The organism is Sphingobacterium sp. IITKGP-BTPF85 (assembly GCF_001006065.1).
Taxonomy (GTDB): Bacteria; Bacteroidota; Bacteroidia; order Sphingobacteriales; family Sphingobacteriaceae; genus Sphingobacterium; species Sphingobacterium anhuiense.
Window position 1 is genome coordinate 1 of the sequence record NZ_ASZT02000061.1, and the last position, 19602, is coordinate 19602.

Sequence of the window (19602 nt, forward strand, 5' to 3'; positions counted from 1 at the left end):
CTTTTTCAGTGCCTATCCTTTTCGGATCAGCCGTTCCTCCCTTGCGGAGTGGTGCAAGATAGGCTTTTACGAATCACATTCCTAATCTTTTTTCGCTTATTTCTAAATAATAAGGTTAACTAACTGTAACATTGGGTGATTCATTTATAAGCTATAGATCTATAGCAAGACATCTGGAATAAAAAAGGACTGATTCCTTCTTTTACAAGGTATTTTTGACTGCTATACTTGAACTCCATTTCAATAACTAATTGCTGCAATCCCATAATATATATTGGTATAATGCTCAAAAAATATTCGCTAATCTGAGAAAAACAATGATTCGCGCCCACTACAGACGTGCTCAGATAAGCATTTAATGCAGATCTTTTATAATTAACGGGAAATAGCCGATCATTTAATAGGGAATGTACATTTCAGTAGTCTAACTTTTAGCACCCGATATGTGGAGCATCAAAAGATCTTCACTTACATCTTATCCGTAACAAAAACCTTTACGTAATGAACGAAAATCTTATCTGGAACGCACATCGATTTATCAAATGCAGCATGTCGTGCTATTTTCTTGAGTCTCCCGCCCTGCTCAACCACACCCGATGAAGACTATTTTATCTAAACATTCGAACTGGTGTTGAACGATCATCAACACTAAGCCGTTAACCTCTGTTGCTACTGAATTCAGTATACTATGCTTAGATTGAGGCTTTGCTGATGTTTCTCAAAAAGTAGTAAATGCCTATTCACCCAGAGGTAACTGAAACCAAATAGCATTCATTCTTTAACAAGGTTAAAACTACAACAGGCATATATACAAGAGTCGCAGTATAATGTTAAACAAAAAAAGGGTTGCAAATAAAATCTGCAACCCTTTTACGTATTATTAAAAATTATTAATCTTCTTCTTTCGAAGCTAATAATTGATCATATTCTTCACGTGAACCAACGATAATATTACCGTATTGACGAAGACCTGTACCTGAAGGGATCAAGTGACCCACAATTACATTCTCTTTCAATCCTAATAAATTATCACGTTTACCTGCAATAGCTGCTTCGTTCAAGACTTTAGTAGTCTCTTGGAATGATGCTGCAGAGATAAATGATTTCGTTCCTAACGAAGCTCTAGTTATACCTTGTAATAAAGGACTTGAAGTTGCTGGAATAGCATCACGTACCTCTACTAGTTTTTGATCACGACGTCTCAAGCTTGAGTTTTCTTCACGTAATCTACGTAATGAAACGATCTGTCCTGGACGTAAGTCATTAGAGTCACCTGCTTCAACTACAACTTCTTGTCGTAAAGTGAATCGTTTTCTTCCATGAAATCCCATTTGTTAACTGCTTCTTTTTCTAAGAAACGCGTATCTCCTGGATCTTCAATATTCACTTTCTGCATCATTTGGTGAACAATCGTCTCAAAGTGTTTATCATTAATTTTCACACCTTGAAGACGGTAAACCTCTTGAATACCATTTACGATATAATGCTGTACTGCTGAAGGACCTTTAATTGATAAGATATCTGCTGGAGAGATCGAACCATCCGATAAAGGCATACCTGCTTTAATAAAGTCATTATCCTGTACTAAGATATGTTTCGAAAGTGGAACTAAGTATTTCTTAATCTGGCCATCGCGTGACTCAATAGAGATCTCACGGTTACCACGTTTAACACCACCTAAAGTTACAACACCATCAATCTCAGTTACAACTGCTGGATTAGAAGGATTACGCGCTTCAAATAATTCTGTTACACGAGGTAGACCCCCTGTAATATCTCGCGTTTTACCTGTAGAACGAGGAATCTTAACCAAGATACCACCTTCTTTAACAGTTACACCGTCCGATACAGAAACGTGAGCTCCTACTGGAATGTTATATGTACGAATTACTTCACCTTTTTTATCTAAAATCTTAATAGCAGGATTCTTCGTTTTATCACGAGTTTCAATAATTACTTTCTCTTTGTGACCCGTTTGCTCATCTGACTCTTCGCGGAAAGTTACACCTTCAACAATTGCATCAAATTCAACTTTACCGGCAAACTCAGAGATAATAACAGCATTGTATGGATCCCATGATACTAATTTATCACCCTTAGCTACTTGATTTCCTTCTTCAACGAATAATTGAGAACCGTAAGGGATATTTTGTTGGAATACAACTTTTTTAGTTTCATCCAAAATTTTAATCTCACCTGAACGACCCAATACTACTTGATGCGTACCGTCTTCACCTTCTTGAGATACTGTACGTAGATTTTCAAATTCTACAGTACCAGCATATTTAGAAGATATTTGTGACTCAGCAGCAATGTTAGAAGCCGTACCACCGACGTGGAACGTACGAAGCGTTAACTGTGTACCTGGCTCACCAATTGATTGCGCAGCAATTACACCGACAGCCTCACCCAATTGAACACGTTTACCAGATGCCAAGTTACGACCGTAACAGCTAGCACATACACCGCGTTTACACTCACATGTTAATACAGTACGGATCTCAACACCCTCAATACCTGAAGCTTCAATACGTTCAGCAACAGCTTCTTCAATATCTTCATTTTCAGAAACGAGTAATTCACCTGTTTCAGGATCATATACATTGTACAATGAAACACGACCTAAAATACGATCATATAACGGTTCTACAACATCATCGTTATCTTTTAATGCAGTTGTGTAAATACCTCTTAAACCTCCACAGTCTTGCGTAATAACAATCATATCCTGTGCAACGTCATGTAAACGACGTGTTAAGTAACCCGCATCGGCAGTTTTCAATGCCGTATCGGCAAGACCTTTACGCGCACCGTGGGTAGAGATAAAGTACTCTAATACTGAAAGTCCTTCTTTAAAGTTTGATAAAATCGGATTCTCAATAATTTCACCACCAGCTGAACCAGATTTCTGAGGTTTAGCCATCAAACCACGCATACCACACAACTGACGAATTTGCTCTTTCGAACCACGCGCCCCAGAATCAAGCATCATATATACGGAGTTGAAACCTTGGTTGTCATTCGATAAGATATCCATTACGTGTGATGTCAACTTATTGTTGATACGTGTCCAGATATCGATAATTTGATTATAACGCTCGTTGTTAGTAATGAAACCCATGTTATAGTTATTCATTACTTCTTCAACTTCGTTAGTAGCTTGTTGAATTAAGTCAGTTTTAGCAGCAGGAATGTTCAAATCTTGCAAGTTAAACGATAAACCACCTTTGAAGGCCGTTTGGAAACCTAATTCCTTCATATCGTCCAAGAACTGTGCAGCACGAGCCATACCCGTAGTTTTCACAATTTCTCCAATGATATTACGCAAAGATTTCTTCGTTAATAACTCATTGATAAAACCTACTTCATGAGGTACAACCTGGTTGAAGATAACACGACCAACTGTTGTATCTAATAACGTATCAACAATACTACCGTCTTTTGTTCTGATTTTAGTTTTTACCTTAATAAAAGCATGCAAATCAATTTTCTTCTCATTTAAAGCGATAATTACCTCTTCAGCAGAATAGAAAATCATATCTTCACCATGAACGATATGGTCTGGTGTGCTCTTACGGCCTTTAGTAATATAATAAAGACCCAAAACCATATCCTGAGATGGTACTGTTACTGGTGAACCATTTGCAGGATTTAAGATATTGTGGGCAGCCAACATTAAAACTTGTGCTTCCAAAACTGCAGCATTACCTAAAGGTAAGTGGACTGCCATCTGGTCACCATCAAATCGGCGTTGAACGCTGTACACACTAATGGGTGTAATTGAATTGCTTTACCCTCTACTAAAGTAGGTTGGAAAGCTTGAATACCCAATCTGTGAAGCGTAGGTGCACGGTTTAATAATACAGGGTGACCTTTCAACACGTTTTCTAAAATATCCCAAACAACAGGATCTTTACGATCTACAATTTTCTTAGCCGATTTTACAGTTTTAACGATACCACGTTCGATCATCTTACGAATGATAAACGGTTTGTAAAGTTCTGCTGCCATATCTTTAGGTATACCACACTCGTGCAATTTCAAGTGAGGTCCAACGACGATTACCGAACGAGCCGAATAATCCACACGTTTACCCAATAAGTTTTGACGGAAACGACCTTGTTTACCTTTTAAGATATCAGATAATGATTTCAACGCACGGTTACCTTCAGTTTTCACTGCGTTAACTTTACGTGAGTTATCGAATAATGAATCTACAGCCTCTTGTAACATACGTTTTTCATTACGTAAAATTACTTCTGGAGCTTTGATTTCAATTAAACGTTTCAAACGGTTATTACGGATAATAACACGACGGTATAAATCATTTAAATCTGAAGTCGCAAAACGACCACCATCTAAAGGCACTAATGGACGCAATTCCGGTGGAATAATAGGAACGATTTTAACAATCATCCACTCCGGACGATTCTCAATACGGTCTCTAGAACCACGGAATGCTTCTACAACGTGAAGACGCTTTAAAGCCTCATTTTTACGTTGTTGAGAAGTTTCGTTAGCCGCTTGATGACGTAAATCATAAGATAATTTATCTAAATCAATACGTTTCAATAATTCTTCTAACGCTTCAGCACCCATTTTAGCAACGAACTTTTGAGGATCGTTGTCATCTAAATATTGATTTTCTTTCGGTAATGTATCTAAAATATCTAAATATTCTTCTTCAGTCAAGAAGTCCATATAGTTGATACCATCGTCCTCTTTAATACCAGCCTGAATAACTACATATCTTTCGTAGTAGATAATCATGTCTAGTCTCTTGGTAGGAAGACCTAATAAATAACCAATTTTATTTGGAAGAGAACGGAAGTACCAGATATGAGCAACAGGAACCACTAATGAAATGTGTCCCATACGCTCACGACGTACTTTTTTCTCCGTAACTTCAACACCACAACGGTCACATACGATACCTTTATAACGGATACGTTTGTATTTACCACAGTGACATTCATAATCCTTTACAGGACCAAAGATACGCTCACAGAATAAACCATCACGTTCTGGTTTGTAGGTACGATAGTTAATCGTTTCCGGTTTTACAACTTCACCACTTGAACGCTCTAAAATTGTTTCTGGAGACGCCAAGCTTACAGTAATTGATGTAAAGTTGCTTTTAATTTTATTATCTTTTTTGTAAGACATACTTATTCAAAAGTTAAAGCTTTATGAAGAAGTTTTAGTGATCATAGCGATCACTAAAACTTCACTTTGCTTAATTAATCCAATGTGATATCTAAACCTAAACCACGTAACTCATGTACCAATACGTTAAACGATTCTGGTACAGATGGAGTTGGTAAATTGTTTCCTTTTACGATAGCCTCGTAAGTTTTCGCACGACCAACAACATCATCCGATTTCACAGTCAAGATTTCTTGTAGGATATTAGATGCACCAAATGCCTCTAATGCCCAAACTTCCATCTCACCAAAACGCTGACCCCCGAATTGAGCTTTACCACCCAATGGTTGTTGTGTAATCAATGAGTATGGTCCGATCGAACGAGCGTGCATCTTATCATCAACCATGTGTCCTAATTTTAACATATAGATCACACCAACTGTAGTTGGTTGGTCAAAACGCTCACCCGTTAAACCATTGTACAAGTAAGTTCTACCTGAAGCAGGTAAACCAGCTTTAGCTACCCAGTCTTCTACCTCTTCTTTTTCAGCACCGTCGAAAATAGGAGTTGCAAATTTAACACCTAATTTTTGACCAGCCCAACCTAAAACAGTTTCGTAAATCTGTCCTAAGTTCATACGAGAAGGTACACCTAATGGGTTTAACACGATATCTACTGGTGTTCCATCATCTAAGAAAGGCATATCTTCATCACGTACAATACGTGCAACAATACCTTTATTACCGTGACGACCAGCCATCTTATCTCCTACTTTCAATTTACGTTTCTTAGCAACGTAAACTTTAGCCATTTGAACGATACCTGATGGCAATTCATCACCGACAGAAACTGCGAATTTATCACGTTTGAAAGCACCTAACTCTTCGTTTAACTTAATGTTATAGAAGTGTAAAGAAGCTTTAATCATTTCATTCTTATCTTCGTCAGTTGTCCAACCTGTAGGGTTGATGTTATTGTAGTCTAATTCAGCTAAGATTTTTTGTGTAAACTTAGCTCCTTTCGCTACTAATAATTCTTTATATACATTATAGATACCTTGAGCAGTTTTACCATTTACAACTGTAAACAATTTCTCTACTAAACGTTCTTTCAAAATCTTAACAGCTCTTTCATGTGCTGTTTCTAATTTCTCTAATGTTTTACGCTCAACTTCTTTTGACATTTTCTTAGCGCGTGCAAATAACTTCGTATCAATAACAACACCTTTCAATGAAGGAGAAGCTTTTAATGAAGCATCTTTCACGTCACCCGCTTTGTCACCAAAGATTGCACGTAATAATTTCTCTTCTGGAGAAGGATCAGACTCACCTTTTGGAGTGATCTTACCAATCAAGATATCACCGCCATTAACCTCAGCACCAATACGGATGATACCGTTTTCGTCTAAGTCTTTAGTCGCCTCTTCCGAAACGTTAGGGATATCTGCTGTTAATTCTTCTTCACCACGTTTTGTATCACGAACTTCCAATTCAAACTCTTCAATATGAAGAGAAGTAAACCAGTCTTCTTTTGCTACACGCTCAGAAATTACGATCGCATCCTCAAAGTTATATCCTTGCCAAGGCATGAATGCAACTTCAAGTTACGTCCTAATGCTAATTCACCATTTTCAGTGGCATAACCTTCACATAATACCTGACCTTTAGTCACACGTTGCCCTTTACCTACAATAGGTTTTAAGTTCATACAAGTATTCTGATTGGTTTTCTTGAATTTGATCAATCTATATGTTTTCACGTCGTCATCAAATGACACTAAACGGTCATCATCTGTACGGTCGTAACGAATTTTAATCTCATCCGCATCTACATACTCAACTACACCATTACCCTCTGCATTAATTAATGTACGAGAATCTTTCGCAACACGGCCTTCTAGACCAGTACCTACGATAGGTGCTTGTGGACGTAAAATTGGAACAGCTTGACGCTGCATGTTTGATCCCATCAATGCACGGTTGGCATCATCATGCTCCAAGAAAGGAATTAATGAAGCCGCAATAGACGTAATCTGGTTAGGTGCAACATCCATATAATCCAAACGTGTAGGTTCGATTACCGGGAAATCACCAAAATATCTAGCTTTTACTTTAGCATCGATAAAATTACCATTATCATCATATTGTGCATTAGCTTGACCGATTGTTTTCTCATCTTCGTCCTCAGCAGATAAATAATGTACAGGTTCTTCAACCACAACACGACCATCTTCAACACGACGGTATGGCGTTTCGATAAAACCTAAATTATTAATCTTAGCGTGAACAGCTAATGACGAAATCAAACCAATATTTGGTCCCTCAGGAGTTTCGATTGTACACAAACGACCGTAGTGCGTATAGTGAACGTCACGAACCTCGAAACCAGCACGCTCACGAGAAAGACCACCTGGACCTAAAGCTGAAAGACGACGCTTGTGCGTGATCTCTGCAAGAGGGTTCGTTTGATCCATGAACTGTGATAACTGGTTAGTACCAAAGAAAGAATTAATAACAGACGATAACGTACGTGCATTAATTAAATCTGTTGGTGTGAAAACCTCATTATCACGAATGTTCATACGTTCACGAATAGTACGTGCCATACGAGAAAGACCTACTCCAAATTGCGCGTATAATTGCTCACCTACAGTACGTACACGACGGTTAGATAAGTGGTCAATATCATCCACCTCAGCTTTAGAGTTGATTAAGTTAATCAAATACTTCACGATAGCGATGATATCTTCACGAGTCAATACCTTCGTTTCATCAGGAGTATTTAATTTCAATTTACGGTTAATGCGGTAACGACCAACATCCCCTAAATCGTAACGTTTGTCCGAGAAGAATAAACGGTCGATGATACCACGAGCAGTTTCCTCATCAGGTGGTTCAGCGTTACGTAACTGACGGTAGATATGCTCTACTGCCTCTTTCTCAGAGTTAGACGTATCTTTTTGTAATGTGTTATATATAATTGAATAGTCCGCATTGTTAGATGCATCTTCTTTCGCTAAAATAATAGATTTTACTCCAGCATCGATGATCAAGTCAATGTGATCTTCTTCTAAAACAGTCTCACGTTCAAGTATGATTTCATTACGGTCAATAGATACAACTTCACCTGTATCCTCATCAACAAAATCTTCAATCCATTTTTCAATACCCTTGCCGCCAAACGACGACCAACGTATTTCTTAAGACCAGATTTACTAACTTTTACTTCATCAGCAAGATCAAATAATTCTAAGATATCCTTATCCGAATCATAACCGATAGCACGTAATAAAGTAGTAACTGGGAATTTTTTCTTACGGTCGATATAAGCATACATAACGTTATTTACGTCAGTTGCAAACTCGATCCAAGATCCTTTAAAAGGAATTACCCTTGCAGAATATAGTTTAGTACCATTTGTGTGTCTACTTTGACCAAAGAAAACGCCAGGTGAACGGTGTAATTGAGATACGATTACGCGTTCCGCACCATTAATCACGAAAGTACCTTTCGGTGTCATATATGGGATAGTTCCCAAATATACGTCCTGTACAATAGTTTCGAAATCTTCGTGTTCTTCATCATTACATGATAACTTTAACTTCGCCTTTAGAGGAACGCTATAAGTTAACCCACGTTCGATACATTCTTGTATATCATAGCGAGGAGGATCAATAAAATAATCCAAAAACTCGAGCACAAAAATGTTTCTAGAATCAGAAATAGGGAAGTTTTCCGAGAATACCTTGAACAGCCCTTCCTGATGGCGGTTGTCAGAAGTAGTTTCTAATTGAAAAAACTCCTTGAAAGATTGCAATTGCACATCTAAGAAATCTGGATATTCCAGAACTTTCCTGCTTGTCGCAAAATTTACTCTTTCTTGTTGAATATTATTGTTTGCCAAGGGGATATGAATTTTAGTTTTAAAAAAACTGAGCTTAACTATGCTGTTATTACTACATCTCGACTATGTTCAGCACACACATAGACTAGTAGTCAAATATCATAAATAAGAATAGACTCTAACGAAAATACGTCAGAGTCTAAACCTTTTGAGGGCTTGTTAGCTAAGATTATTTAATCTCAACAACAGCTCCAGCTTCTTCTAATTGTTGTTTCAACGCTTGTGCTTCGTCTTTAGAAACACCAGTTTTAACTTCTTTAGGAGCACCGTCTACTAAATCTTTAGCTTCTTTCAAGCCTAATCCAGCTAAATCTTTTACTAATTTAACTACAGCTAATTTAGCACCACCAGCTTCTTTCAAGATAACATCGAAAGATGTTTTCTCTTCAGCAGCAGCAGCTTCAGCTGGAGCAGCAGCAACTGCAACAGCAGCAGCAGCAGGCTCGATACCGTACTCGTCTTTTAAGATATCAGCTAGTTCTTTAACTTCTTTTACTGTCAAGTTTACTAACTGCTCAGCAAGTTGTTTTAAATCTGCCATTTTATTTTGAATTTTTGAATGTCGTTATGAAAAATTGTTATTATTAATAGTACGAATGTTTTATTTTAAAAGAGTATTCGTTAACCTCTTTGCTCTAAAGCTTTTACTAAACCTGAAATTGTATTTCCACCCGATTGAAGAGCTGAAATAACATTCTTAGCAGGAGATTCCAATGCAGCGATAACGTCAGCGATGAGTTCATTTTTAGATTTAAGACTCACTAATGCTTTCAACTGATTGTCACCTATGAATGCAGTTTCTTGAATATAAGCAGCTTTTAACAAAGGTTTATCACCTTCTTTACGTAAAGCTTGAATTAATTTTGCTGGAGCATTTGCTACCTCAGAAAACATCATTGTAGATGCACCTTTCAATGCGCCAATAATTTCTTCTGAATCAACACCAGCTTCAATTAATGCTTTTTTGATTAAAGTGTTTTTAACAGCTTTAATTTCAATACCACCTTCGAAACACTTGCGACGAATGCCGTTCACTTTTTCAACCGATAATTCAGAAGTGTCAGTAATATAGAAATTACCGTAAGATTTAATCTGCTCGGCAAGAGCTTGAACAATTTCTTGTTTTTCTTCTTTTCTCATGATTAAATACCCGCTACTGATTTAGTCTCAATATGAATACCAGGACTCATAGTTGATGAAATGTGAATGCTTTTAAAGTATGTTCCTTTTGCTGCAGACGGTTTCAAACGAGAGATAGTTTGTAATACCTCTAATGCGTTTTCATAAATTTTGTCTGCATCGAACGACGCTTTACCAACTGAAGTATGGATGATACCAGTTTTATCAACTTTGAAATCAATCTTACCGCCTTTAACATCTGTCACTGCTTTACCTACTTCTGTAGTTACAGTTCCAGTTTTAGGATTTGGCATTAAGTTTCTTGGACCTAAAATACGACCCAATTTACCTACTTTAGCCATCACACTAGGCATTGTAATAATGATATCAACGTCAGTCCAACCGCCTTCAATTTTACTGATATACTCATCTAAACCCACGAAGTCAGCACCTGCTGCTTTAGCTTCTTCTTCCTTATCAGGAGTACATAAAACTAAAACACGTACAGTTTTACCAGTTCCGTGAGGTAAAGTTGCAATACCACGAACCATTTGATTTGCCTTACGGGGATCTACGCCTAAACGAACGTCGATATCCACAGAAGCATCGAATTTGGTCAATGAGATTTCTTTAACTAAAGCCGCAGCTTCTTTTAAAGAGTATGCTTTACCAGCTTCAATTTTGGATAGTGCCGCTTTTTGATTTTTTGTTAATCTAGCCACTTTTCTTAAATTGATTTCTTAATTAATTGTTCCAAGGAGCATTACCTGCTACAGTAATCCCCATACTACGTGCTGTCCCAGCTACCATTCTCATAGCAGCATCTAAAGTAAACGCGTTTAAATCTACCATTTTATCTTTAGCAATAACTTCTACTTGTTCCCAAGTAACTGAAGCTACTTTCTTACGGTTAGGCTCACCTGAACCGCTTTTTAAACCCGCAGTTTCTTTCAATTGAATAGCAACTGGTGGAGTTTTAATGATAAAATCAAAAGATTTATCAGCGTAAACTGTAATGACAACAGGCAATACTTTTCCTGGTTTGTCTTGCGTACGAGCGTTGAACTGTTTACAGAAATCCATAATGTTCACACCTTTAGCACCTAAAGCAGGTCCTACTGGTGGAGATGGATTCGCAGCTCCGCCCTTAACTTGTAATTTTACTAACGCACTGACTTCTTTTGCCATCTTGTTTTGAATTAAATTATTAAATGTTTGTTAGTAAGTTGGAAGCAAATAACGTAACATTTATTATTTCACCTGGTTATTAACTTGCGTTTAACCACCAAATGAGGTGCAAAGATATATAGAATTAAATCTATTTGCAAATTTATTTTAACATAAAAAGAGCAAAGTTGTACTTTGCTCTTTTTATTATTCTTTTTCTACTTGCATGTAGTTTAATTCCAATGGTGTTTTTCTTCCGAAACTTTCACCATCACAATCAGTTTTTTCTTATCTTCATGAACTTCTTCTATCTCACCTGTGAAACCATTAAATGGACCATCATTCACTTTCACTGTCTCACCAACGTAATATGGTACATTAATTGTCTCACCTTGCTCAGCCATCTCATCTACTTTACCTAGAATACGATTAACCTCAGCTTGGCGCAACGGAATAGCATTACCTGCTTTATCCCCTAAAAATCCAATGACACTATTAACTCCTTTTATAATGTGTTCCAACTCACCATCTAAAGCAGCCTCTAGCAAAACGTATCCAGGATAGTAGTTACGCTCTTTAGCCACTTTCTTTCCATCACGCATCAAATAGTACTTCTCCATCGGAATCAACACTTGAGTAATCAAATGCTCAATTCCTAAACGGCTAACTTCGGCATCGATATATTGCTTTACCTTCTTCTCCTTACCACTCACTGCACGAACTACGTACCATTTTAAACTTTGATCTGCCATAAATAATGTTTGATGAAATTAAGAAGCAATACCGTACAATAACTCTAATACGTTACTTGAAGCTTTATCCATTACAAAAACCAATAATGCTATTATAACAGAAGCAACAAGTACAATCACAGCGGAGTTCTGTAATTGACCCCAAGTAGGCCAAGTAACCTTCTCTGTAATTTCGACATAAGAGTCTTTAAAAAAATCAAGTACTTTTGCCATTTTCAGTTTATTTATTAAGCACGGGAACAAGGATTCGAACCCTGATCAAAGGTTTTGGAGACCTCTATTCTACCGTTGAACTATTCCCGTGTATTATCTTATTTTGATGATGCAAATATAGTGTTTTTAACTATTCCCTGCAAATTTTTTTAATCTTTTTTTATTGTTTTTTAATCAATATTTCAGACTGAAAAATAAGCTAATCAGTATGAACTGATTAGCTTATTATATGTGATTCTAGAATCTTTAAAGACTATAAAATTTCAGTTACCTGACCAGCACCTACAGTTCTACCACCTTCACGGATAGCGAAACGTAAACCTTTTTCCATAGCAATAGCAGAGATCAACTTAACAGTAATCGTTACGTTATCACCTGGCATTACCATCTCAGTACCTTCAGCTAAAGTGATTTCACCTGTAACATCTGTTGTACGGAAATAGAATTGAGGACGGTATTTGTTAAAGAATGGAGTGTGACGTCCACCTTCAGCTTTTGATAATACGTAAACCTCAGCTTTGAAGTAATCGTGTGGAGTTACTGAACCTGGTTTAACGATAACCATACCACGACGGATATCAGTTTTCTCAATACCACGTAATAATAAACCTACGTTATCACCAGCCTCACCGTAATCCAAAATTTACGGAACATCTCAACACCTGTTACTGTAGATTTCAAACCTTCAGCAGCACCCATACCTAAGATCTCAACTGGATCTCCAGAGTTGATTACACCTCTTTCAATACGACCTGTAGCTACTGTACCACGACCTGTGATCGAGAATACATCCTCTACTGGCATTAAGAAAGGCAATTCAGTTAAACGTGGAGGGATTGGAATGTAGCTATCAACAGCATCCATTAATTCCATGATTTTAGCAACCCACTCAGGCTCACCGTTAAGAGCACCTAAAGCAGAACCTTTAATTACTGGAACATCATCTCCTGGATAATCGTAGAATGATAATAATTCACGAACTTCCATTTCAACTAAATCTAATAATTCTTCATCATCTACTAAGTCAGTTTTGTTTAAGAAAACAACAATAGCAGGAATACCTACTTGACGACCTAATAAGATGTGCTCACGCGTTTGAGGCATAGGACCATCAGTAGCAGCAACTACGATGATAGCGCCATCCATCTGAGCAGCACCAGTTACCATGTTTTTCACGTAATCGGCGTGACCTGGACAGTCAACGTGTGCATAGTGACGTGAAGCAGTTGAGTACTCAACGTGTGCAGTATTAATAGTGATACCACGCTCTTTTTCTTCAGGAGCAGAGTCAATTGAATCAAATGAACGAGCTTCTGATAAACCTGCGTCTGCTAATACTTTAGTAATAGCTGCAGTTGTAGTAGTTTTACCGTGGTCAACGTGACCGATTGTACCAATGTTTAAGTGTGGTTTACTACGGTCAAATTTCTCTTTTGCCATGTTTATGCGAATTAGTAATTATAAATATTTCTATACTTGTTATACAATGTTGTACGAGCCAAAGATGGGATTTGAACCCACGACCTCTTCCTTACCAAGGAAGTGCTCTACCCCTGAGCTACTTCGGCTTTTCGAAAATCCTATCTACAGATTAATGCCCCCACCTTTAGATATAATATTATCAAAGAAGACAGAGACTAAAAATCAAGACTTAAAAATTTGAGCGAAAGACGAGGTTCGAACTCGCGACCTATAGCTTGGAAGGCTATCGCTCTACCAACTGAGCTACTTTCGCTTTTTTTGCGTTTTTCTTAGACTTTCGTCACCAACAGTACGCTAACTGCTTAGTGTGGGGGGAGAAGGATTCGAACCTTCGAAACCGAAGTAACGGATTTACAGTCCGTCCCATTTGACCGCTCTGGAACCCCCCCATAACTCTAAAGTTATGTTTGAGCCTCTTATCGGAATCGAACCAATGACCTACTGATTACAAGTCAGTTGCTCTACCAGCTGAGCTAAAGAGGCATCTTTATTTAAAAGCTTTTTTAATCTCCAAACGCAATTTCTTTTGTTTAGCGAGTGCAAATATCTATTTTAATTTTGACACTTGCAAGCTTTTTTTTTATTTTTTTTCACTCTTAAAAGAACTATCAAACTTCTGTGTTAGCATCGCTATTTCCTTGTTTGCTGATGCAAAGATATACACTAAACCCACATTACAAAAATATTTTTTTAAAAAAAACGCTACTTTTTCACAACACTACTGATACGCAGATAAATAAATTTCAAGCGAAATAAGACAATTAATAACGCTGGTGCAAAATTCGGTATTTCATCTACTAGATTATTATCCTTGACAGCTCGGGATCAAGAACAGAACAGCAAACATAAAGCCTAAAAAATAAATGTTAATCGATAAATTTGTTATCTATATGACGCAATTAAAATTGTAAATAAAACAAATTTATCTAAGTTTGGCCATGCAAAATCGAGATCAGCGTAAAGTGATCAAAATACTAGTTTCAATACTATTCATTGTTTTCATCACCGATACACATATTGTAAAAGCTCAAAATATAATAGAAAAAGTTACAAAAAAAGTTTTTTCGACCTCAAAGGACTCAACAAGATCTGGCGTATTCATGGTATTGCCGGCTTTGGGTTATGCGCAAGAAACAGGTGCTGAATATGGCATCGCCAGCAATTACAATTTCTATTTTAACAAAAAAGATTCAAGTATTAGGTCATCAAACATTTTATTAATGGGTACCTATACAACTAAAAAACAATCAAATATTAAACTACAGGCTGATATTTGGACAGATAATAATGATTATCATATTATTTCAGAGATCCGGTACCGCAATTGGCCCTCGAATTACTATGGTATAGGTATGGATACAAAAAAAGCTGACGAAGATCTTATCAGTCAGAAACTTTTCCGTGTCAAATTAGAAGTAGAAAAAAGAATTGCGTCCAAATATTATGCTGGTGTCAATATACAATATGACTATGTACAATTTAAGGACAAGGAAATAGACGGTATCTTTGACGACGCATCGTTACTAGGAAAAATGGTGGACAGCAGTTACTGCTGGGTATTTCACAGCTATTTGACAGCAGAAACAATGTATCTTACACGACTCAAGGATATTACGCAAGAGCTAAACTAGCTTATGCTCCAAAACTATGGACAAAAGAAGATTTTGAAGGTGGCAATTTTGACGCTGATCTGCGTGCATTTTTTCCTATTCATCCCAAACTAACATTGGCTGCTCAGGCTATTTATAGATCTACCTTTGGCAAAACCATTCCATATTACGCCTATAGAGATTTAGGCGGAGACATGATGATGCGGGGTTATTATATCGGTCGGTATAAAGATAAGAACTACCTGGCATCGCAAGCGGAATTACGTTACCGCTTTCATCCCAGATTTGCAGCAGCAGCCTTTACAGGTGTGGGATCTGTCTTTTCAAAAGAGTATAATGCTCGATTTATTCCATCGTATGGAGGAGGATTTCGTTATTTTTTCAGCTTAGAACATAATAGTAATATTCGAATTGATTACGCTTACGGTGAACAGAGGCCTGGAGAAAAAAGACAATCGGGATTCTACCTTTCTCTTAGCGAAGCATTTTAAAATAAAATACCAATAATTAATTGATCATCTTTTCCTAATAAGAGATGATCAATTTCATAAATACCCCTTCTTTTAAAAACGAATGACAAAATCTTCTTTTCTTTGACCTTTTTTAAAAAAAACCAATCCTAAATGGAAAAGATCAATAGTCACAACTACCTTTTCAGCTTGTTTTAGTAGGTTCCAGTATTTTTCATGGTTTTTAGAAGCATGTGGCTCTTCAATGATTAAAATAGCATGTTCATCAACATCATCCAATACAGATAGATAATCCTCATCGGTATCAATATAATAAATAACTCTAGGGAAGTCATCTCTTCTAATTTGCCCAAACAATTCTAAAAGATCCTGCTGGACCAATTTACCTCTTATTTTAAAGGTTTTAAAGGCAAATGTCCCAAAAAAACGTTCTAGAAATAAATATTTTTTAATAGCCCTCTTCCCTGCTCTCTTATAAAATAATGGTACAGCATCCAACTGTTCAACAGTAGGTTTTCGATAAAGAACTTCATCAACCAATTTATATACAAAAGGTGAATGAGTCCCATGACGACTATGAGAGATTAAGTAATGGCGTAAATATTTTAGATAAAACTGCATTTCGAGAACAAATGTACATAGAGTTATACATATTTGGATCACCTGTATAGCATATTGGACATTTCTTTAGCGTTTATACTAATTTTACTTAGTATTAATAGAGGGTTTATAGAGCTTTACCTCTATGAACCCTCTATCAAACCTCTAGAAAAGCTCTATAAATCCTTTAGAAAATAATAATAAGGCCTACACATATTTCCTATTAAGAAACAACATGATCTACCTTCGTTTCTCTAAAAAGATATAAAACAGGAAATATTTCACATGGAACATTCGTGAATGGTTGATGATAAAACACAGAAACATAGGACTAACCAGCGGAGAACTGTTAGCGATAAAATGAGTCAATAGCAAGAAATAACTTAAAACTGTAAAATAAAAACACTTCCTTTTCCTTCTTCACTATTAACAAAAATCGTCCCTTTGTGCAACAGCATGATCTGCTTGCTCAATGTCAAGCCAACACCTGTACCGGTCTTCTTTGTTGTAAAAAATGGTGTAAAAATTTGTTCTTGCAAATCACTGGGTATACCAATTCCATTATCTTCAATCCTTACCTGTATCTTACCGTCGGCTTCTATGGCAGAAAGACTGATATATGGATTGTCATTTAATTTAACTGCGTCAATAGCATTTAACATCAAATTGATGATAACCTGTTCAATCAGATTAACATCAGCGTGAAGAACCAAGCGCGTATTCTTCAGAATAATATCTACATCCACATTCTTTTGAAGAATTGTCGGTTCCAATAATTGGTAAATATGTTCAAAAAGCTGTGCCGCAGAAATGGGAACCAGCAAAGGCTCGTCGACCTTATTGATCATCCTGTAGCTTTTAGCGAAATGCAAAAGTCCCTGACTTCTGCGCTGGATGGTCGAAATTCCTACTTTTAAATCCTCTATATCTTCCTGTCCTCTGAAATGATTTAGCCTTCCGTTTAAAGTCTCTGCTAGCGAACTGATCGGAGCAATTGAATTCATGATTTCATGCGTCAACACCCTTAAAAGCTTTTGCCAGGCTTTCGTTTCGGTCTCATCCATCGCTTCATTGATGTTTTGATAGACGACAATCCGAAAGACTGCGTCTTGTGTTTCAAAGCTGGAACTCTGAATAAGCAACTTTATCTTTCCTTTTTTTGACTGTACAGATTCCATTTGTTGCTGTCCAACATCCAAACGCATGGTCTTTTCGTACAATTCTTCGTGTTTTTTCTTCAGGGCAGAAATATTTCCTAGATGCGGCATATGAAACAATTGCTTAAAAGCATCATTTACCCACATCACTTTTCCGTTGTCCAATTGATAGAATATAATAGCCGAATTTAGCATATTAATAACCCTGTCGAGATATTGATGCTGGATCTCCTTATCCATGCTGATCTCCTTATAGGTGTCGTTAATCTGATTAAAAGAGGTAAAAAGTCTACCTTCCGTTGATTTCGCATTTTTAACAACGAATCTACGTGTAAAATCATGGTATTTCACCGCCTCGGAAAACTCGACCACTTGCTGCGATAAAAAGTGGATTTGCTGATAGATGCTGTAAGCTAAGCAGGCAAGCAGAATAAAAATCAAAACAGCATAGGTATAAAAACCCTTAAACACCAGAAAGGCATCGATCACACATCCTGCCAACAAAATCAGTAATTTAACTAGATTAAAGAATCGATTACCTTTCATTCTTTAGATATCATATTTTTCCAATCTTCTGTATAAGGCTGCCCGTGTCAGTCCCAACTCCTTTGCTGCTTTACTTATATTTCCATTAAATCGGTCTATCGCCGCTTTAATCGCTTTTCTTTCTAATTCTTCCAAATTTGTACCAGCAATGCTCGTGTCAAATGAACTTTCTTCGGGCTGTTGCTCAATTGGGGAAAAAAGATATCGTTACCGCTAATACTCGCTTGGTCGGCCATAATCACCGCGCGTTCAATGCTGTATTGTAATTCTCGTACATTACCCGGAAAATGATAAGAAAAGAGTTTTTTTATGGCATCTGCTTCAAATCCGTCAATCCGTTTATTATATTTCTTAGCATAAACGTTTAAAAAATGTTCTGCGAGAAGTTGAATGTCATGTCCCCTATGTCGTAAAGGTGGAACCTGTATTTCTACAGTATTGATCCGGTAAATCAGATCTTTTCGGAACCTATTTTCATCCGCAAGTACTTTCAAGCCAGCATTTGTAGCTGTTATGAGGCGGATATCGACAGGAATCATCTGATGTGATCCTAATGGCGTCACATAACGATTTTGAAGGACGGTCAATAATTTAGACTGTTGCTGCAGCGAGATATTTCCAATTTCATCTAAAACAAAGTCCCTCCATTGGCTGTTTCAAACCGACCTTGACGATCTTCCCGTGCATCCGTAAAAGCTCCCTTTTTATATCCAAACAATTCGCTTTCAAACAAACTTTCCGTTAAAGAGCCTACGTCAACTTTCACATAGACATCATTGGCACGAAGTGAACGTTTCTGAATGGCCTGTGCGATCAGATCCTTTCCTGTACCATTTTCTCCTAAAATCAATATGTTTGCATCTGTCGGAGCAATCTTCTCTAACTTATATTGCAACTCATCCATTACGACCGACTGTCCAATTAAATCGGGCACACCGTCCAACGTTAAAAGCGAATTTTTAACTTTTTTGTCTTGATTTTTATTTTCTGTCAGTGCACTTTCTATTGTAGCCAATAGATGTTCGTTAATCCATGGTTTTACCACGAAATCTGAAGCCCCCTGTTTGAGCGATTTCACGGCTAGGTCAACAGCTCCATACGCTGTAATCATGATAACCCGAATATTTGGATATTTTTCTTTTATCCGTGACAACCAGAACAACCCTTCATTACCCGTATTGATTGTACTTTTGAAATTCATATCCAGTAAAACCAGATCGTAAGACATCTTATCCAGATGCCCCATGAGATTTTCTGGATTAGATTCTACTTGCACATGGCTCACTTTGGGCTTCAGCAATATACGTGCTGCTGTTAATAAATCATGGTCATCATCGACGACTAAAACTGCTGATTTCTTCATTAAAATAATTTGTTCTGCACTGGCAATGAGGTTATCATGAGTAATTTATTGTTAATAATTATAAAAGAATACTCA

At 37.1% G+C, this 19602-nt stretch carries 12 protein-coding genes, 5 tRNA genes and 5 pseudogenes; 2 read left to right on the plus strand and 20 right to left on the minus strand.

The window, feature by feature from the left end:
- Positions 1 to 890: 890 nt before the first annotated feature.
- The 16 genes and pseudogenes from L950_RS37325 to L950_RS13150 form a co-directional block, all read right to left on the minus strand.
- Positions 891 to 1139: pseudogene (locus tag L950_RS37325) on the minus strand (hypothetical protein); the annotation flags it as partial.
- 143 nt (positions 1140 to 1282) lie between these two features.
- Entirely contained in the window at positions 1283 to 3730 is a 2448-nt protein-coding gene (locus tag L950_RS37330; protein ID WP_410528130.1) for a hypothetical protein, read from the minus strand.
- Complete coding sequence (locus tag L950_RS37335; RefSeq protein WP_410528131.1) at positions 3709 to 5166, minus strand: hypothetical protein; 1458 nt, start codon at positions 5164 to 5166, stop codon at positions 3709 to 3711. The genes L950_RS37330 and L950_RS37335 overlap by 22 nt, the downstream gene beginning before the upstream one ends.
- Before the next feature lie 74 nt (positions 5167 to 5240).
- Positions 5241 to 9048: pseudogene (gene rpoB, locus L950_RS13090) on the minus strand (DNA-directed RNA polymerase subunit beta).
- A gap of 169 nt (positions 9049 to 9217) precedes the next feature.
- A complete protein-coding gene (rplL, locus tag L950_RS13095) occupies positions 9218 to 9589 on the minus strand; it encodes a 50S ribosomal protein L7/L12 (RefSeq protein ID WP_021191047.1) in 372 nt (123 codons plus the stop codon).
- Between the two features lie 80 nt (positions 9590 to 9669).
- On the minus strand, positions 9670 to 10188 hold the full coding sequence (gene rplJ, locus L950_RS13100) for a 50S ribosomal protein L10 (RefSeq protein ID WP_021191048.1): 519 nt from the start codon (positions 10186 to 10188) through the stop codon (positions 9670 to 9672).
- Positions 10189 to 10190: 2 nt separating this feature from the next.
- Positions 10191 to 10889: a 50S ribosomal protein L1 gene (rplA, locus tag L950_RS13105; RefSeq protein ID WP_021191049.1), complete on the minus strand. Its 699-nt coding sequence runs from the start codon at positions 10887 to 10889 to the stop codon at positions 10191 to 10193.
- Between the two features lie 22 nt (positions 10890 to 10911).
- A complete protein-coding gene (gene rplK, locus L950_RS13110) occupies positions 10912 to 11355 on the minus strand; it encodes a 50S ribosomal protein L11 (protein ID WP_021191050.1) in 444 nt (147 codons plus the stop codon).
- Positions 11356 to 11541: 186 nt separating this feature from the next.
- Positions 11542 to 12086 (minus strand): annotated as a pseudogene (gene nusG, locus L950_RS13115) (transcription termination/antitermination protein NusG).
- A gap of 18 nt (positions 12087 to 12104) precedes the next feature.
- Positions 12105 to 12299 carry a preprotein translocase subunit SecE gene (secE, locus tag L950_RS13120; RefSeq protein WP_031288930.1) on the minus strand — a complete coding sequence of 65 codons (195 nt, stop codon included), beginning with the start codon at positions 12297 to 12299 and terminating at the stop codon, positions 12105 to 12107.
- A gap of 19 nt (positions 12300 to 12318) precedes the next feature.
- Positions 12319 to 12389 (minus strand) — tRNA-Trp (locus tag L950_RS13125).
- Between the two features lie 163 nt (positions 12390 to 12552).
- Positions 12553 to 13739, minus strand: a pseudogene (gene tuf, locus L950_RS13130) (elongation factor Tu).
- Positions 13740 to 13795: 56 nt separating this feature from the next.
- A tRNA-Thr gene (locus L950_RS13135) sits at positions 13796 to 13867 on the minus strand.
- A gap of 94 nt (positions 13868 to 13961) precedes the next feature.
- Positions 13962 to 14034, minus strand: a tRNA-Gly gene (locus tag L950_RS13140).
- A 55-nt stretch (positions 14035 to 14089) separates the two neighbouring features.
- Positions 14090 to 14170, minus strand: a tRNA-Tyr gene (locus L950_RS13145).
- 21 nt (positions 14171 to 14191) lie between these two features.
- A tRNA-Thr gene (locus L950_RS13150) sits at positions 14192 to 14264 on the minus strand.
- 455 nt (positions 14265 to 14719) lie between these two features.
- On the opposite strand from L950_RS13150, the gene L950_RS33215 reads away from it, so the two are divergent.
- Positions 14720 to 15412 carry a hypothetical protein gene (locus L950_RS33215; RefSeq protein ID WP_231577252.1) on the plus strand — a complete coding sequence of 231 codons (693 nt, stop codon included), beginning with the start codon at positions 14720 to 14722 and terminating at the stop codon, positions 15410 to 15412.
- On the plus strand, positions 15340 to 15882 hold the full coding sequence (locus L950_RS33220) for a BamA/TamA family outer membrane protein (protein WP_231577256.1): 543 nt from the start codon (positions 15340 to 15342) through the stop codon (positions 15880 to 15882). Before L950_RS33215 ends, L950_RS33220 begins: the two co-directional genes overlap by 73 nt.
- Before the next feature lie 72 nt (positions 15883 to 15954).
- Here L950_RS33220 and L950_RS13160 read toward each other — a convergent pair whose 3' ends face one another.
- The 4 genes and pseudogenes from L950_RS13160 to L950_RS35430 all read right to left on the minus strand — a co-directional run.
- Positions 15955 to 16401: a hypothetical protein gene (locus L950_RS13160; RefSeq protein ID WP_021191052.1), complete on the minus strand. Its 447-nt coding sequence runs from the start codon at positions 16399 to 16401 to the stop codon at positions 15955 to 15957.
- A gap of 443 nt (positions 16402 to 16844) precedes the next feature.
- The gene (locus tag L950_RS13165) at positions 16845 to 18164 is read right to left on the minus strand and encodes a sensor histidine kinase (protein ID WP_021191053.1); all 1320 of its coding nucleotides are present in this window, start codon (positions 18162 to 18164) and stop codon (positions 16845 to 16847) included.
- A gap of 3 nt (positions 18165 to 18167) precedes the next feature.
- Positions 18168 to 18299, minus strand: a complete 132-nt coding sequence (locus tag L950_RS33225; protein WP_021191054.1) for a helix-turn-helix domain-containing protein — start codon at positions 18297 to 18299, stop codon at positions 18168 to 18170.
- Between the two features lie 319 nt (positions 18300 to 18618).
- Positions 18619 to 19527: pseudogene (locus L950_RS35430) on the minus strand (sigma-54-dependent transcriptional regulator); the annotation flags it as partial.
- Positions 19528 to 19602 lie beyond the last annotated feature (75 nt).

Excerpts from the sequence above, each read along its gene's own strand:
- L950_RS37335 (WP_410528131.1), bottom strand. The coding sequence starts at position 5,166 with ATGTCTTACAAAAAAGATAATAAAATTAAAAGCAACTTTACATCAATT.
- rplK (WP_021191050.1), bottom strand. The coding sequence starts at position 11,355 with ATGGCAAAAGAAGTCAGTGCGTTAGTAAAATTACAAGTTAAGGGCGGA.
- L950_RS13165 (WP_021191053.1), bottom strand. The coding sequence starts at position 18,164 with ATGAAAGGTAATCGATTCTTTAATCTAGTTAAATTACTGATTTTGTTG.
- L950_RS33215 (WP_231577252.1), top strand. The coding sequence starts at position 14,720 with ATGCAAAATCGAGATCAGCGTAAAGTGATCAAAATACTAGTTTCAATA.
- rplL (WP_021191047.1), bottom strand. The coding sequence starts at position 9,589 with ATGGCAGATTTAAAACAACTTGCTGAGCAGTTAGTAAACTTGACAGTA.
- L950_RS37330 (WP_410528130.1), bottom strand. The coding sequence starts at position 3,730 with ATGGCAGTCCACTTACCTTTAGGTAATGCTGCAGTTTTGGAAGCACAA.
- rplJ (WP_021191048.1), bottom strand. The coding sequence starts at position 10,188 with ATGAGAAAAGAAGAAAAACAAGAAATTGTTCAAGCTCTTGCCGAGCAG.
- secE (WP_031288930.1), bottom strand. The coding sequence starts at position 12,299 with ATGGCAAAAGTACTTGATTTTTTTAAAGACTCTTATGTCGAAATTACA.